Raw genomic sequence first — 14,886 nt, 5'->3', positions numbered from 1 at the left:
GAGCAAATGGCTGATTTAGACGACATCAAAGACGGTAAGGATTTTGGCATCGGCACGCCGCAGCAAAATGTGCCGTTCACCCTGAAAGGCTGCGGCTCGCTGGACTGGGGAATGCAGTCGCGGCTGGCGCGCATCTTTAACCCGCAAAGCAACCGCACGGTGATGCTGGCCTTTGACCACGGCTATTTTCAGGGGCCGACCACCGGCCTTGAGCGTATCGATCTCTCCATCGCGCCGCTGTTCGGCGAAACCGACGTGCTGATGTGTACCCGCGGCATCCTCAGGAGCCAGGTACCAGCCGCGACGAACAAACCAGTGGTGCTGCGTGCCTCCGGGGGGAATTCGATTCTGGGTGAGCTCTCCAACGAGTGTGTGGCGGTGGCGATGGAGGACGCGCTGCGCCTGAACGTCTGCGCGGTGGCGGCGCAGGTCTATATCGGAAGCCCGTTTGAGCATCAGTCGATCAACAACATCATCAAGCTGGTGGACGCCGGGGCGCGCTACGGTATGCCGACGCTGGCGGTGACCGGCGTCGGGAAAGAGATGGCGCGGGACGCGCGCTATTTCTCGCTCGCCAGCCGCATCGCCGCCGAAATGGGGGCGCAGTTCGTCAAAACCTACTATGTGGACGAGGGCTTTGAAAAAGTGACTGCCAGCTGCCCGGTCCCGATCGTCATCGCGGGTGGCAAAAAGCTGCCGGAGCACGAGGCGCTGGAGATGTGCTGGCGCGCGATTGATCAGGGGGCTTCCGGCGTGGACATGGGACGCAATATCTTCCAGTCCAGCGCGCCGCTCGCCATGTTGAAAGCGGTGAAGAAAGTGGTTCACGAGAACATGAACGCCCGGGAGGCGTTCCAGTTCTGGCAGGAAGAGAAACAGGGAGAAGCAAAATGAACGTGACGCTGGTTGAAATCAACATTAAGCCCGAGCGGGTGGACGAGTTTCTGGAGGTGTTTCGCGCCAACCACGAGGGGGCGATTCAGGAGCCCGGAAATCTGCGCTTTGACGTATTGCAGGACCCCAGGGTGAAAACCCGGTTCTTTATCTACGAGGCCTATAAAGACGAAGAGGCGGTGCTGGCGCACAAGCAAACCCCGCACTATCTGGCGTGCGTGGATAAGCTTGAAGAGTTGATGTCCGAGCCGCGCAAAAAACGCAGTTTTGTTGGGTTGTTGCCGGAGTAACGGCCATGCCCGGTGGCGCTACGCTACCGGGCCTACATATGCCGTATTTGGTAGGCCGGGTAAGCGTAGCGCCACCGGGCGTTGATTACGCCTCTTCCACGCTCACGCGCAGCGCCGCCAGCGCTTTGCGTGCCGCTTTCAGCACCTGCTCACACTGCTCAATAGTCAGCGTCAGCGGCGGTTCAATGCGGATGGTTTTCGAGTTGTTCAGCGTGCCGGCGACCAACACCCGCTGGCGGAACATCTCGCTCGCGAAGCTATAGCCGATTTCGTTATCAACAAACTCAATCGCCATCAGCATCCCTTTGCCGCGTGCTTCCTGGATCAGATCCGGGTATTCACGGCCCAACTGGCGGAAACCGTCCAGCAGGATGTCACCTTTTTGCTCCGCCTGCGCAGGCAGGTTTTGCTCAAGCAGCACGTTGATGGTCGCCAGCGCGGCCGCACAGGCCAGCGGGTTACCGCCAAAGGTGGTGGTATGCAGGAACGGGTTGTCGAACAGCACCGAGAAGACCTCTTCGGTGGCGATCGTCGCACCGATTGGCATCACGCCGCCGCCTAACGCTTTCGCCAGGCACAAAATGTCCGGCTGAACGTTCTCGTGCTCACAGGCAAACATCTTGCCGGTGCGCCCCATCCCGGTCTGGACTTCGTCGAGGATCAGCAATGCGCCAAACTCATCGCACAGCTGACGCACGGCAGGCAGATAGCCCTGCGGCGGGAGGATCACGCCGCCTTCACCCTGAATCGGCTCCAGGATCACCGCGGCCACGTCATCACCGGTTTTACGGCATTCCGTCAGCACGGTGCGCATGGCGTTAATGTCGCCAAACGGCACGTGGCGGAAGCCCGGCAGCAGCGGCATAAACGGTTTGCGGAAGGTGGATTTCGCGGTCGCCGACAGTGCGCCCAGGGATTTACCATGGAACGCGCCGCTGGTGGCAATGAAGGTAAATTTCCCGCGCGGCGACTGGTACGCTTTGGCGAGCTTAATCGCCGCTTCGACCGATTCCGTGCCGCTGTTGCTAAAGAAGCTGTATTTCAGTTTGCCGGGCGTTAAGGCTGCCAGCGTTTTCGCGAGCATGGCGCGAAGCGGATCGAGCAGCTCCTGGCTATGGAGAGGTTGTTTCGCAAGTTGATTCTGTACGGCGGAAACCACAACTGGATTACGGTGCCCCACGTTGAAAATTCCAAAACCTCCCAGGCAATCGATAAACTCCTGTCCCTGGGTGTCGACAAGCGTATTCAGACTCCCCGCTTGCCACTCTACGGCTCCGTAATCCCCGCCGGCGGTAACAGATTTGCGATACTCCAGAAACCCTGGATTGACGTGCTCTTTAAAGTAATCGATGACCTCTCGGTTAAGTTGTTTCATCTCCTCATGATCAAGCGTTCGCTTCTCAATGAGATTCAGTGCGTGCGCGGTACAGGCAAGAGCCGAGGCGCTGGAAGGTAACCTGTTCAAAATATGCTCCCGGGGATCGCGTATCACATGATACTGGTTTAAGTATTGCAGGGATTACGCCACTTCAGCTGCCTTAACGAAAATCGGGATAAACGCCAGGTTAAAATAATGTTGCACAATATTTAATCATGCCGATACAACCGAAACGGGATTTCGCGGTACCGGATTGCGAGCATCAGGGAGGGGGTAAGCGCCATGTTGCACTAAAGAGGTGCAGGTGATGCGACTTAAGTGGGCGTTAATGGGTCATGCACTGTGGGTAATTTCTTATCGAAAGTATTTGAAATCAATGGATTATAAAATCGTACAAAAAGTATGGTTTAAGTCAAATCTGCGATCTTCATCAAGTTTAACAACTAAAGATAAATTGTTTACCGCCGAAAAAACATTGACCCACAAAATTAACATTCAAATAACCTGCAAGGGATGCCCACGATGTCCTCTCCAACCTATGTCACCCAGAATGAATATCCTCTGGACGATGACACCACCTTAATGTCTACCACAGACATCCACAGCTACATCACCCACGCCAACGACACCTTTGTGCAGGTGAGCGGCTACCAGCTCGATGAGCTGACGGGCCAGCCACACAATATGGTGCGTCACCCCGATATGCCAAAAGCCGCGTTTGCCGATATGTGGTACACGCTGCAGCAGGGCGAGCCGTGGAGCGGGATCGTCAAAAACCGACGTAAAAACGGTGACCACTACTGGGTGCGTGCTAACGCGGTGCCGATGGTGCGCCACGGGCAGGTGACAGGCTATATGTCGATTCGCACCAGGGCCACTGCGGAGGAAATTGCCACCGTGGAGCCGCTCTACCGGGCGCTGAATGACGGAAGCTGTAAGAAACGTATTCATAAAGGGCTGGTGGTCAGAAAGGGCTGGCTGGGTAAACTACCGGCCATGCCGCTGCGCTGGCGCGTGCGCAGCGTGATGGCGGTACTCTTTGCCGTACTCGCCGTCTCGCTGGTTACCACCTCCGCAGGCTGGACACCGCTCGCCGCTGCTGCGGTGGTGATGCTGCTGGGGACGCTGCTGTTTGAGCAACAGATTGTCCGCCCGGTAGAGAATGTGGCGCGACAGGCGCTGAGGGTCGCAACCGGTGAGCGCAACAGCGTGGAGCATCTGAACCGCAGCGATGAGCTGGGGCTAACGCTGCGGGCGGTAGGGCAGCTGGGCCTGATGTGCCGCTGGTTGATCAATGACGTCTCGAGCCAGGTGGTGAGCGTCCGTGACGGCAGCGACAGGCTGGCGAAGGGAAATGACGATCTGAACGATCGTACGCGTCAGACCGTGGCAAACGTGCAGCAGACCGTCGCGACAATGAACCAGATGGCCGCATCCGTACAGAGTAACTCTGAAACCGCCGCCGAGGTGGATAAACTCTCTGTGGCTGCCAGCAGTGCGGCGACGAAAGGGGGTAATGCGATGCAGACCGTCGTTAAAACCATGGATGACATCGCCGACAGCACGCAGCGCATTGGCTCCATTACCTCCCTGATTAACGACATTGCGTTCCAGACAAACATTCTGGCGCTGAATGCGGCTGTTGAAGCGGCAAGGGCCGGCGAACAGGGGAAAGGTTTTGCCGTGGTGGCTGGTGAAGTTCGCCATCTCGCCAGCCGCAGCGCCAGCGCAGCAAATGATATTCGTAAGCTGATTGATGCCAGCGCCAGCAAGGTGCAGTCCGGCTCCGAACAGGTACACGCCGCAGGTCGCACAATGGATGATATTGTTGAGCAGGTGAAGAACGTGACCCAGCTGATCGCCCAGATCAGCCACGCCACGTCCGAGCAGGCCACCGGGTTGTCAGAGTTAACCCGCGCGGTGGCTGAGCTCGACAGCATCACGCAGAAAAACGCCGACCTGGTCGAGGAGAGCGCGCACATTTCTGCGATGGTGAAACACCGCGCCGGACGTCTTAAGGATGCCGTGACCGTGCTCCATTAAGCCATTATGTTCCAGAAAAGCCGTTTATACCGTAAGGAATAAGCGGCTTTTTATTTTTCTGATTGTAACTATTCATGTGGTTTAATGTTAATCTTATATTAAATAACTAAAGAAAGTGCCTCAGTTATTTATTCCTGCCTAAGTCAGTTCTTCAGAATGCTATTTCGAAAAAGCCCCGTCCGGCGGTCTGGTAACGATCGATGAAGCAATATTAATAGTCGCTACCTATCCATTGTGATGGTTATGAAATAAAAAAACGATCAAAGTCATAAAGTTAGCTAGTCCGTTACCGATAACAGCGATCGTCTGAGAAATAATCACATCGATGGAGAAAATATGTTCCTACATGACGTAAAGATCGGCACGAAATTATTTCTGGCGTTTGGGTTCTTTATTGTCCTGATGGTCATCAGCGCGAGCCTGTCATTGCTGAGCCTGAACCGGGCAAATAACGGGATGCAATCCATTATTACCCGTGATTATCCCACCACGGTAAAAGCGAACCAGTTAATTGATAACTTCCAGGAATTTATTAGCACTCAGCAAATGATGCTGCTGGATGAACGGGGAACTTACACGGGGCAGTCTCAGCAGCGCCTGAAAGAGATCAGCGAGCATATCACGGTGATCCTGGGCGAGCTGAACAACGCGTTGCAGGATCAAAAGTCTCAGCAGGTGCTGGCGGAGATCCGCAGCGTGCGCCAGCAGTATCTGGACTCGCGCTACCGCATTTTGCAGGCGGTGCAGAACAACAATCGTGAGGGCGCCATTCAGGAGATGATGACCACCACTCTCGCCGTGCAGCAGGCTTATAAAGCGAAGGTGAAGGAGCTGATTGCCATTCAAAACAGCGAGATGCAGAGTGCTGGCGCGCAGGTGGAAGGGGATTTCCGGTCCAGCCGTTTGCTGCTGATCCTGATTACTCTTTTTAGCGTCGCGGCAGGTAGCCTGATTGGCTGGTTAATTGTGCGCGCTATCACCCGTCCGCTCGGCGAGGCGGTGAATTTTGCAAAAGCGATTTCAGAAGGCGATCTGACGGGGAGCATCACGCCGCACGGCAAAGACGAAACGGGCCTGCTGCTGCATGCGCTGATGGAGATGAAAACGCGCCTGCTGGATATTGTACAGCAGGTCCAGACCGGCTCGGAGAATATCTCCAGCGCCGCCGCGCAGATTGTTGCCGGGAACCAGGATCTGGCCGCGCGCACGGAAGAGCAGGCAAGTTCCGTTGAACAGACCGCCGCCTCAATGGAGCAGATCACCGCGACGGTGAAAAACACGGCCGCGCACACCGGGGAAGCGACCAACCTCTCGGCAGATGCCGCCACGGTGGTCAAAAACAACGGCGAGATGATGAAGCAGGTGACCAGCAAAATGCGCCTGATTAATGAGACCTCGAACCGGATGTCCGACATTATCGACCTGATCGACGCCATTGCGTTCCAGACCAACATTCTGGCGCTGAACGCGGCAGTGGAAGCGGCGCGTGCCGGCGAGCACGGTCGCGGCTTTGCGGTGGTGGCCGGTGAGGTGCGCCAGCTTGCGCAGAAGAGCGCGTCGTCAGCCAGTGAAATCCGCGAGCTGATTGAGAGTTCTACCAGCCAAACTCAGGATGGGATGAACCTGGTGGAGAAAGCGAGCGCGCTAATCAACGGGATGGTCGGCAACGTGGAGGAGATGGATGTGATCCTGCGCGAGATCCGCCAGGCCAGCCATGAGCAGACGGAGGGGATTTCGCAGATCAACAGCGCGATTGGCCTGATTGATGCCACCACCCAGCAAAACTCCGCGCTGGTCGAGGAGTCGGTTGCGGCGGCGGCATCGCTTAACGAACAGGCGATGCACCTTAAAGAGCTGGTACGCGTCTTCCGCGTGAGCGAACACGCGCCGGCTTAATCCAGTTGGGAGATCTCCAGCGCCGCGCGGTCAATCACGCCGACGATCTGCTTCAGTTGCGCGTCGCTGAGCTCTCCCTGATTCACCCTCAGGTCTAACACCGCTTTGAAGTTATCCAGGGCCCGCTTCATCTGCGGGTTTTTGCGCAGCTGAAAGCCGACGGAGCGCGCTTTAATGCGGGCCTGTATGTGTTCAAGCTGTTCCTGGTTTTCATCCAGCCACTGCTGTCCTGCAGCGCTAATCGCAATCCGCTTACGCCCGTTGTCTTCTTCGGTAATGGTGATAAAGGCCTGATCCTGAAGGTAGTCCAGCGTCGGATAGATCACCCCAGGGCTGGGGGTGTAGTTTCCCTGGGTCAGGTTCTCGATCTCTTTAATCAGCTCATAGCCGTGGCTCGCGTTGCGGGTCAGGATATCCAGAATCACCAGCCGCAGGTCGCCGTGGCCGAAAAAGCGCGGTCGACGTCCGCCGCCCTCGTGTTCGTGTCGCATACTATCCCCTTTGATTTGATATATCTAAACTATATCTAAGATATATTCAGATGCAATCTAAAAGATCTTGCTTTTTCTCTGATTAGTAATCATTATCATTTGAAGATTGATTTAGATATATCGTATTCACCAGAGAAGGGTCTAAAAATGGCATCTACCCGTTACCCACAGCGTGTTCGTAATGAGCTGCGTTTTCGCGAGCTGACGGTGCTTCGCGTTGAGCGCGTCAGCGCGGGCTTCCAGCGCATTGTTTTAGGCGGCGAGGCGCTGGAGGGCTTCAGCTCCCGCGGTTTCGACGACCACACCAAAGTCTTTTTCCCGGCCCCCGGGACAACGTTTGTACCGCCGGTGGTGACCGATGAAGGCATCGACTGGGGTGAAGGCGTGCGTCCGCAGGCGCGCGACTATACACCGCTGTACGATGAAGCCCGTCATGAACTGATGCTTGATTTCTTCATTCATGATGGCGGTATTGCCAGCCGCTGGGCCCTTGAGGCGAAAGCGGGCGACAGACTGACCATCGGCGGCCCGCGCGGTTCGCTGGTGGTGCCGGAAGATTACGCCTGGCAGCTGTACGTGTGCGATGAATCCGGCATGCCCGCGCTGCGTCGGCGCTTAGAGAGCCTTGCTAAACTGCCGGTTCGCCCGGAGGTTCATGCGGTAGTGACGGTTGGAGACGAGTCTTATAAGGCGTATCTGGCGCACCTGAGTGGGTTCGATATCACCTGGGTGGTGGGGCACAGCGAGCAGGCGGTCGCAGATCATCTGGCGGCGCTGAGCGTCCCGGCGGAGGACTACTTCATCTGGCTCACCGGGGAAGGGAAGGTGGTGAAAACGCTGAGCCGTCAGTTTGAAACCGACGCGATTGACCCGCAGCTGGTGCGTGCCAGCGCATACTGGCACGACAAATAGTCAGGCGGCGGAATCCAGCTGCGCTTCGTTCACCTGATGTTCGAGCGAGGCGCGGACCTCGTGCAGCGCCTTCTCCTGCTGAGCAAAGTACGCTTCCATATTGCTCAGCGACGAGACCAGCAGCCAGGACTCCTCTTTCTCCAGCTCCGCCAGCTCGTTCACTAAAATGTCGATCTGCTCGCGGACCTGCGCCATTTTTTTGCGGATACGCTCCAGATCGTTCAGCCTGTCGCTGGCCATCAGCGGCTCGAAGCCCTGCTGCAAACGGGCCACCAGTGAGCGGATGGCTTTCACATCTCCACGCTGTTTGGCCTGGTTAAGCTGCACCATCATTGCGTTGGCTTCTTCTTTCAGGTCGTCCGCCACCAGGTCCGGATGGCAAAGTTTGCTCGCCTGCCGCCAGAGTCGCTTCAGTTCGTTCCGATCTTCGTCCGAAAGATCTTTCCCCTTGCGCAGACGCACTTCGGCATCGTGATGCTGCTCGCGATACTTCTCATACTCTTCGTTGGCCTCGTCGCGGGCCTGCCGCGCAGGCTCCTCTTCGCGGGTTAAGCCGCTCTCCAGCTCGAGCGCCTCGGCCAGCAGGTTGGCAATCAGATTACTTTGCTGTTCCAGATGCTTACGCGCCTCGGCGGCCTGTACGGAATCTGCCGGAAGATCGCGCCAGCGCTGGGTGAGCGTCGCTAGCACCTCTACCGCCTGCGCCATATAGTGCTGGCAGCGACGGTAATCTTCCTCGCGACGACGCGCCTCCGCCTGCTGACGACGCAGGTTTAGCTCGGCCAGGGTTTTACGCAGGGCGAGGATCTGCTGCATCAGGGGACCCAGGCGGGAGAAATAGAGATCGTTAAACTCATCCAGCTGCTGCACCCGCGCGTTGCGGCGGTCAATCAGATCGCGAAGACGCTCTTCCAGCGCCTTCAGCTCCAGCTTGCTGGCCGCCACCTGCGGGTCGCGCCATGGGGTCACGGCGCGCTGGCCCTGCAGCCAGGCGACGATTGCTGCCATCGCCGCGGTGTAGTTCTTCTCCTCAAGCGCCACGACGATTGCCTGTAGCGCATCGTCAAACGCTTCATTTTTCAGGCGTGTCAGCTGGCTCTGGATGATGTCGTCATCTTCCAGTTCAATGGCATTTTTAATGATTTCTAGCCGTTTGATCGGTGTGCTCATGATGCCTTTCGCTTTGGCGCTTAAGTATTTGAGTTAAGGGTAGTTGTTGTAAAAGCTACAGGAAATAATACACACGGATGATGATCGGCGCGATGGGGGATTTCTTTAGAATTGCAGAATGTGAAGATGGGCGCGTAACAGATGAAATGAGCAGGTTGATTTTGATGATAAGCGCTAATCCATTGAAATAAATAACAATCGTTTTAAAAACAAGACCAGTCCCTACGTAAAATTACCAGGTAAAACGCGTATTCCTCCGAATAGTTTGCCCTTTCGGGAGTGCTTATGCTTCGTCTCACTGACTTTTCCTGACACCGGCAGACGAGGGTTCGCCGTGCGGAATGTTTTTCCAAAGGAGTGTAGATGAAGATGAAAGCTATTGTAGTCGCCCTGCCTGTCGCGATGATCCCGGCTACCGTTCTGGCGGCAAATACGGAAGAAGGGTATTACGGTTCGGCAAAATATCTGCAGATTGAACAGCGGGCCAAAGAGATGGATACCAGCTCCCGTCCGGGTGTCGGGCAGTTTGTGGGCGGTAAACAAAAAGAACACTTAGGCGGCGCGGCGATTGCTGCGGGTTATCAGTTTGGTAACGGCTGGCGCACTGAAGGTGAATATACCTTTAAGCAGAAAACCGAATACACCAACGGTTCCAGCGCCTTCCCTAACGGTTTTGATCATCTTAAGACGGAAACAGAACGTCTGATGCTGAACGTCTATCGTGATTATGAACTGGGCTACGGTGTCTCTCTTTACGGTACTGCAGGGCTTGGTGTGAGCAGGATTAAAGCCGGCGGCTGGCAGGGCAATCCTGGCCGTGAATACGGCTCGACGACGCAAAACAACCTGACTTACGCATTAGGCGCAGGCGTAAGCTACACGCCGGTTGAGCGTCTGTATGTCGATCTGGGCTATCGCTATATCGATATGGGTAAGATCGAAAGTGGATATAACAATTATGCGAACATGCGTGGCTTAAAGGATGAGCAGATGAAGGCGCATATCGTCTCTAACGAATTTACGCTGGGCATGCGTTACGTGTTTTAACCTGTTGTGAATGTCACTGCTTTAAAACAGGGCCAACACCGTGGAAGTGCGGGGTTGGCTTTTTTCTTGCGTGCATGTGGCATGTAGGTTTCCTGAATCCCATCAAAACCAACGATTATGTTTTACATAAAAATAGCTAACGATGATGATCCATGCCAGGGTAAGAAGACCAAAATAGTCGGGGAAGAAACGCGCAAACAGATAAGCGCCAGCAACGATGAGCGCTATAGGGATATAATAAATATATGACTGCAGAAACCATAATATTGTTCGTTTCATCTTTTTAATAACTCATATAAAGCATCACCGATTATTTCCTCATTGTTGCCACCTGATTCAATTTGATAAATTATTTTTGTCATTTGTGGTATATCAAGAGCAACATCGCTTCGGTTATAGATTTCGACAAGTGCTAATGTCGGACGGTGGTCTTTATTTATTACCTCGCGACAGACATTGCGGCAGTAATCGTCAGGGTAAAATTCCTTTCTGATTTCACCTTCATTTTTACATAGCTGTCTGCCATTATAATTTGCCTTGTTGTAAAATTACCCTGCCAATAATTGATCATGATCGTCATAGGGGCAAGCAAGAAAATGAAAAAAAGCGGTAGAGTGGCAATTTATGTTCTGGTGGTGATTATTTTCTTTCTCACTATTCCGGAGATCGTCGTTCGTGTACTTACTCCAGAGCAGTTTGCTCGATTAAGTGATTTTACAAGCTTTGGTGGCTTGTTCAGTCATATCCTTTCTTTATTGATTTTCCTTGGCTTAGCTTCCATTCTGATGGGTGTACTCGCCATTTTTGTAACGAAAAAAATTTACCACCATGTCACTCGATACAAAAGCTAATCTTCAAAACTGATCCACAAGGCGGCAGGTGAGGCGGAGTTAGTGTGTTCAGATTTACGTCATACTGTTGGGGGCTGGATCGAGATCGGGTTCAGTTAAGATGCTATGTAACGGTAATGGGATACTGTCAGTTACATAGAAAAAGCCATTCGTTAGAGTGGCTTAATTAAATGATTCTTAAGCAATAATTTGGTGTCCCCTGTTGGACTTGAACCAGCGACTAAGCGATTATGAATCATAAAAATCATTATTTCCTATATGTTCTCATTTATGCGGGGCCTTGATTTAAGGTGATATAAATCATTGTGTTATTTCTTTACCTTGGTTTCTCTTTGCCCGTAAATGTTTGCGGCAGTAATATCGTTACCTGGCCCATTGCCTGACCCAAAATTTGATTGGGTGAGGTAAGCGAAAATGAATAGGTGATGACATGGCAACGCATTTACCAGATAGCAGAGTTGATGGTGCAATACCTCTCTAACTCTGACTGGCGAACGGCTTTGATCGGGTTGTGTTAGATATGTTGGAAGGGGCTTAACGCCTTTTCATCAAGGAGTGTGGTGCAGGAAATGCTGAATTCGCTCGAGATATACCAGGCGTTGAATGAATTGGGTTACCGGCTTGAGGCTGGAAAATTCGAGCCAAGCTATGCATCCGAGCATGCGCTTGGGAATGGAAAGTATCTGTATGTCAAACGTAGCCGGGATGGCGTGGTTAACAAGAGCCCATTGGTTCTTGCACCAGAAACCCTATCCTTAAAGGCGGACATTGATCGTATTGCGGGTATACACTGCCTTTGGGAAAAAGTAAAAAGCACCAGCTACCGTCGTTACCCGAAAGATAATGGTACGTCTCAATATGGTTTCGCGGCTGATGTTGAATCAGTCGAAGCGCTACTGGCGCTGGTGACTTTACTGGGTGGTCAACCCTCTTCGATTCCTCAAACCGAACTAAAAAGAGACAACGAACACAAGGAACGATCGCCTATGTACCCCTTAAATCAGATTCTCTTCGGACCACCTGGCACAGGTAAAACCTATACGACGACCGAAATGGCGGTCAAAATTGCCGATCATGCCTGGTACCAACAAGCTACGCGAGAACAACATGGCAATGACTTTCGGGAGTTGGTAAAAGAACGCTATAAGGCCTTGGTAGAAAAGCAGCGCATTATGTTTACCACTTTCCATCAGAGTTTCTCCTATGAAGACTTTATTGAAGGAATTCGCGCGACAACTGATGAAAAATCGGGCGCGCTACGCTACGACGTGGTGGATGGTATTTTTAAACAGCTGTGTCTGAATGCCAGGGTTAAGATCCAGGGGAATGCTACACAATCTATCTCTCTCAAAGGTCGACGGATCTGGAAAATGTCTTTGGGTAATACCATGGGGGGAGAAGAGGATGTGTATGAAGATTGCCTGGCAAACAATTATGTCCTCCTGGGCTGGGGAGAAGATATCGACTTTAGTAATTGCCCAACCTATGAATCAGTTAAAGCTCGGATTGCATCAGCAAAACAGTCACTGGAAGGCACCAGTAATTATATGGCAGTCGCCGTTAATACTTTTAAAAATATTATTAAGAAAGGTGATTTAGTCGTCGTCTCTGATGGGAATCATAAGTTCCGTGCTATAGCTGAAATTACTGGAGAATATAGTTACTTCCCCAATGATGAGCGTGAGTATTACCATCAAATGCGCTCAGTTAAATGGTTAAGAACATACACCCCAAGTCTGCCTAAAGAGCAAATTTTCACCAAGTCGCTATCTCAGATGACCCTTTATGAATTGCAGGATACGACGATTGATCGTGAAAAATTAACACAGTTGTTGGCTCCAGTTGAGAATGTCGATAGTCAGGATCTTCCACATGTACTGATAATAGATGAAATCAATCGCGGTAATATAGCGCGTATATTTGGTGAGCTTATTACTCTTCTTGAACCGGACAAGCGTCAGGGGGCTGATGACGAGCGGTCACTCATGCTCCCCTATTCAAAACAAACATTCTCAGTGCCAAAAAATATCTATGTTATTGGGACGATGAATACTGCGGATAAATCCCTGATTCAAATGGACCTGGCACTAAGACGACGTTTTAGCTTTACCGAAATGCCCTCACGCCCGGAACTGCTAGCAGGGGTCACGGTATTTGGCGTTAATGTCGAAACGTTGTTGACGCGTATTAATCAACGTATCGAAGCGCTGTTGGATAGTGAGCATATGATTGGTCATGCTTACTTTATGCCATTAAAGAAATTAGATGATAATGACGACCGCGAGACCTGTCTTGCCAGCATTTTCAAGGACAAAATCATTCCATTGCTGAGAGAGTATTTCTTTGACGATTATGAGCGTATCGGTTGGGTGCTGAATGATTCGGTGAAAGCGAAAGAAAATCGTTTTATCCTGTTGCAACAGTCAGCACAACTACCATCATTTTCTGCTCTATTCCCGAAAGATATTGCGGATAGTTTGTCTGACAGGCGTTTCCGTATCAATGAGCATGCTTTCGTGTCGGCAGAAGCTTATCAGGGTATTGTCGCATGATGATCCAGGTTCGGGAATACGCTCTGCTTACCTGTGATAACTCTCAACTAGCCAGTATGGACTTGGGGATTGTCTCTGAGGCAACCTTTTCCTGGCTTGAGCAATTGCAACAAAAGTGGAGTGGTACTTCTCAAATTCTCAACCGAGAAGGGAAGCGTTTTTTGCGTTTGGGAAGTTATGTCGGTTATCTCCAATCCCCGAATGGCGAATCAATTGAAATTTTACCAAAAACCACATTTGAAGCTCCAACTGAAGTAGTCTCCCTGCGTCTGCTTTTACGCCGAATGCTAAGCATCTCTTTAGGTATTACACCCCGTGAGGCGAACCAGGCGGCATTGCAATGTAGTGACCAGCCTCTACATGAATGGATAATCAGTGAATTTTTGCGGCATCTTACTGAGTTAGTGCGTAAAGGGCTGCGTTTTGATTACCACCTTATCGAGGATGAACATAGCGCGTTCATCCGTGGTCAATGGAATGTCACTGCGCAGATGAGAACGCCTCCGGGCAGAGAGACTCATTTTCATGTGCGTTATGCCGAGTTTTCCCCACAGCGTATCGAGAACCGTCTGTTGCGGACCGCTTTGGATTGGGCGCTTAAAATGACCAGGCAAGGACAGAGTTGGAGGCAGGCAAATTCACTTAGCCACCAACTGGATGGCATTAAGCCTATTTGTGGTAGTAAAACACAATCCATGAGGCAATGGAGTGATGGTAAATATCTTTTGGGTTATCGCGCCATAAAACCGTGGTGCAAACTCGTTCTTGAACAGATGAATCCGGATTTTCAACATGGGTCGCATCAGGGAATTTCTTTGTTGTTCCCGATGGAGAAGTTATATGAGGGCTGGGTAGGATACGGTCTGTCTGGAGCGTTGCATCATGATTACCAACTCATAGAACAGACTAAGAGCCAGTACTTGCTAGAGCATGTTCCTGTTAGCGAAAAGTCATCTCAACGATGGTTTATGCTTAAACCGGACTTTCTTATCATCGGTGGGCAGACGTTGGTCCTCGATGCTAAATGGAAACTATTAGATAGCAGAGCCGGTGACAGCCTAAGGAAGTATGAAATCAGCCAGGCTGACCTCTATCAGATGTTTGCCTATGGGCAGAAGTATCTCCATGGGCAAGGAAATATGATGTTGATTTATCCGCGGCATCAGTACTTTGCTAAACCGCTACCGGTGTTCCGTTTCGACGAAGATTTATCATTGTGGTGCGTGCCATTTGACCTTGAATCGGGGGGATTAGTAAAAGGTGAATGGCGGGATTCGTTCCGCTGCTTTCCGGGTGATGATCCTGCAACGGCTTATGAATAAGCCATTCACTTCTAGAAAGTTAGAATGGCGAGGGAGAAGT

General features: G+C 52.1%; 12 protein-coding genes. 9 read left to right on the top strand and 3 right to left on the bottom strand.

What is annotated here, in order from left to right:
• Positions 1-6: 6 nt before the first annotated feature.
• Both lsrF and lsrG read left to right on the top strand, forming a co-directional pair.
• Positions 7-894: a 3-hydroxy-5-phosphonooxypentane-2,4-dione thiolase gene (gene lsrF, locus C1N69_RS19660; RefSeq protein ID WP_025759588.1), complete on the top strand. Its 888-nt coding sequence runs from the start codon at positions 7-9 to the stop codon at positions 892-894.
• Complete coding sequence (gene lsrG / locus C1N69_RS19655; protein ID WP_008503162.1) at positions 891-1,184, top strand: (4S)-4-hydroxy-5-phosphonooxypentane-2,3-dione isomerase; 294 nt, start codon at positions 891-893, stop codon at positions 1,182-1,184. Before lsrF ends, lsrG begins: the two co-directional genes overlap by 4 nt.
• Before the next feature lie 85 nt (positions 1,185-1,269).
• On the opposite strand, the gene ygjG is transcribed toward lsrG, so the two are convergent.
• Complete coding sequence (gene ygjG, locus C1N69_RS19650; protein WP_167514972.1) at positions 1,270-2,649, bottom strand: putrescine aminotransferase; 1,380 nt, start codon at positions 2,647-2,649, stop codon at positions 1,270-1,272.
• Positions 2,650-3,084: 435 nt separating this feature from the next.
• Between ygjG and C1N69_RS19645 the strand changes: the two genes are divergently transcribed.
• Together C1N69_RS19645 and C1N69_RS19640 are read left to right on the top strand one after the other, a co-directional pair.
• Positions 3,085-4,605, top strand: a complete 1,521-nt coding sequence (locus C1N69_RS19645) for a methyl-accepting chemotaxis protein (RefSeq protein WP_155031770.1) — start codon at positions 3,085-3,087, stop codon at positions 4,603-4,605.
• Between the two features lie 336 nt (positions 4,606-4,941).
• Complete coding sequence (locus C1N69_RS19640) at positions 4,942-6,501, top strand: methyl-accepting chemotaxis protein (RefSeq protein WP_155031769.1); 1,560 nt, start codon at positions 4,942-4,944, stop codon at positions 6,499-6,501.
• On the opposite strand, the gene C1N69_RS19635 is transcribed toward C1N69_RS19640, so the two are convergent.
• On the bottom strand, positions 6,498-6,992 hold the full coding sequence (locus C1N69_RS19635; RefSeq protein WP_155031768.1) for a PadR family transcriptional regulator: 495 nt from the start codon (positions 6,990-6,992) through the stop codon (positions 6,498-6,500). The two genes, C1N69_RS19640 and C1N69_RS19635, sit on opposite strands and share 4 nt — an antisense overlap.
• 147 nt (positions 6,993-7,139) lie before the next feature.
• Between C1N69_RS19635 and C1N69_RS19630 the strand changes: the two genes are divergently transcribed.
• The gene (locus tag C1N69_RS19630) at positions 7,140-7,904 is read left to right on the top strand and encodes a siderophore-interacting protein (RefSeq protein WP_155031767.1); all 765 of its coding nucleotides are present in this window, start codon (positions 7,140-7,142) and stop codon (positions 7,902-7,904) included.
• Here the strand turns inward: C1N69_RS19630 and C1N69_RS19625 are convergent, their stop codons facing one another.
• A complete protein-coding gene (locus tag C1N69_RS19625; protein ID WP_155031766.1) occupies positions 7,905-9,074 on the bottom strand; it encodes a coiled-coil domain-containing protein in 1,170 nt (389 codons plus the stop codon).
• A gap of 363 nt (positions 9,075-9,437) precedes the next feature.
• Between C1N69_RS19625 and C1N69_RS19620 the strand changes: the two genes are divergently transcribed.
• The 4 genes from C1N69_RS19620 to C1N69_RS19605 all read left to right on the top strand — a co-directional run bounded on the left by C1N69_RS19620 (position 9,438) and on the right by C1N69_RS19605 (position 14,846).
• Positions 9,438-10,121, top strand: coding sequence for an outer membrane protein (locus tag C1N69_RS19620; RefSeq protein ID WP_155031765.1), 684 nt, complete (start codon positions 9,438-9,440; stop codon positions 10,119-10,121).
• 569 nt (positions 10,122-10,690) lie between these two features.
• Positions 10,691-10,972: a hypothetical protein gene (locus C1N69_RS19615; protein ID WP_244956311.1), complete on the top strand. Its 282-nt coding sequence runs from the start codon at positions 10,691-10,693 to the stop codon at positions 10,970-10,972.
• A gap of 569 nt (positions 10,973-11,541) precedes the next feature.
• Positions 11,542-13,524, top strand: a complete 1,983-nt coding sequence (locus C1N69_RS19610) for an AAA family ATPase (RefSeq protein ID WP_155031946.1) — start codon at positions 11,542-11,544, stop codon at positions 13,522-13,524.
• The gene (locus tag C1N69_RS19605; protein ID WP_155031764.1) at positions 13,521-14,846 is read left to right on the top strand and encodes an McrC family protein; all 1,326 of its coding nucleotides are present in this window, start codon (positions 13,521-13,523) and stop codon (positions 14,844-14,846) included. The genes C1N69_RS19610 and C1N69_RS19605 overlap by 4 nt, the downstream gene beginning before the upstream one ends.
• Positions 14,847-14,886 lie beyond the last annotated feature (40 nt).

The sequence above is a fragment of the Enterobacter sichuanensis genome (genome assembly GCF_009036245.1).
In the GTDB taxonomy this organism is placed as follows: domain Bacteria; phylum Pseudomonadota; class Gammaproteobacteria; order Enterobacterales; family Enterobacteriaceae; genus Enterobacter; species Enterobacter sichuanensis.
The sequence above is the reverse complement of the archived record's forward strand: the minus strand, read 5'-3'. Positions and strand labels throughout refer to the sequence as shown.

Excerpts from the sequence above, each read along its gene's own strand:
- lsrF (WP_025759588.1), top strand. The coding sequence starts at position 7 with ATGGCTGATTTAGACGACATCAAAGACGGTAAGGATTTTGGCATCGGC.
- lsrG (WP_008503162.1), top strand. The coding sequence starts at position 891 with ATGAACGTGACGCTGGTTGAAATCAACATTAAGCCCGAGCGGGTGGAC.
- C1N69_RS19645 (WP_155031770.1), top strand. The coding sequence starts at position 3,085 with ATGTCCTCTCCAACCTATGTCACCCAGAATGAATATCCTCTGGACGAT.
- C1N69_RS19640 (WP_155031769.1), top strand. The coding sequence starts at position 4,942 with ATGTTCCTACATGACGTAAAGATCGGCACGAAATTATTTCTGGCGTTT.
- C1N69_RS19635 (WP_155031768.1), bottom strand. The coding sequence starts at position 6,992 with ATGCGACACGAACACGAGGGCGGCGGACGTCGACCGCGCTTTTTCGGC.
- C1N69_RS19630 (WP_155031767.1), top strand. The coding sequence starts at position 7,140 with ATGGCATCTACCCGTTACCCACAGCGTGTTCGTAATGAGCTGCGTTTT.
- C1N69_RS19625 (WP_155031766.1), bottom strand. The coding sequence starts at position 9,074 with ATGAGCACACCGATCAAACGGCTAGAAATCATTAAAAATGCCATTGAA.
- C1N69_RS19620 (WP_155031765.1), top strand. The coding sequence starts at position 9,438 with ATGAAGATGAAAGCTATTGTAGTCGCCCTGCCTGTCGCGATGATCCCG.
- C1N69_RS19615 (WP_244956311.1), top strand. The coding sequence starts at position 10,691 with ATGATCGTCATAGGGGCAAGCAAGAAAATGAAAAAAAGCGGTAGAGTG.
- C1N69_RS19610 (WP_155031946.1), top strand. The coding sequence starts at position 11,542 with ATGCTGAATTCGCTCGAGATATACCAGGCGTTGAATGAATTGGGTTAC.
- C1N69_RS19605 (WP_155031764.1), top strand. The coding sequence starts at position 13,521 with ATGATGATCCAGGTTCGGGAATACGCTCTGCTTACCTGTGATAACTCT.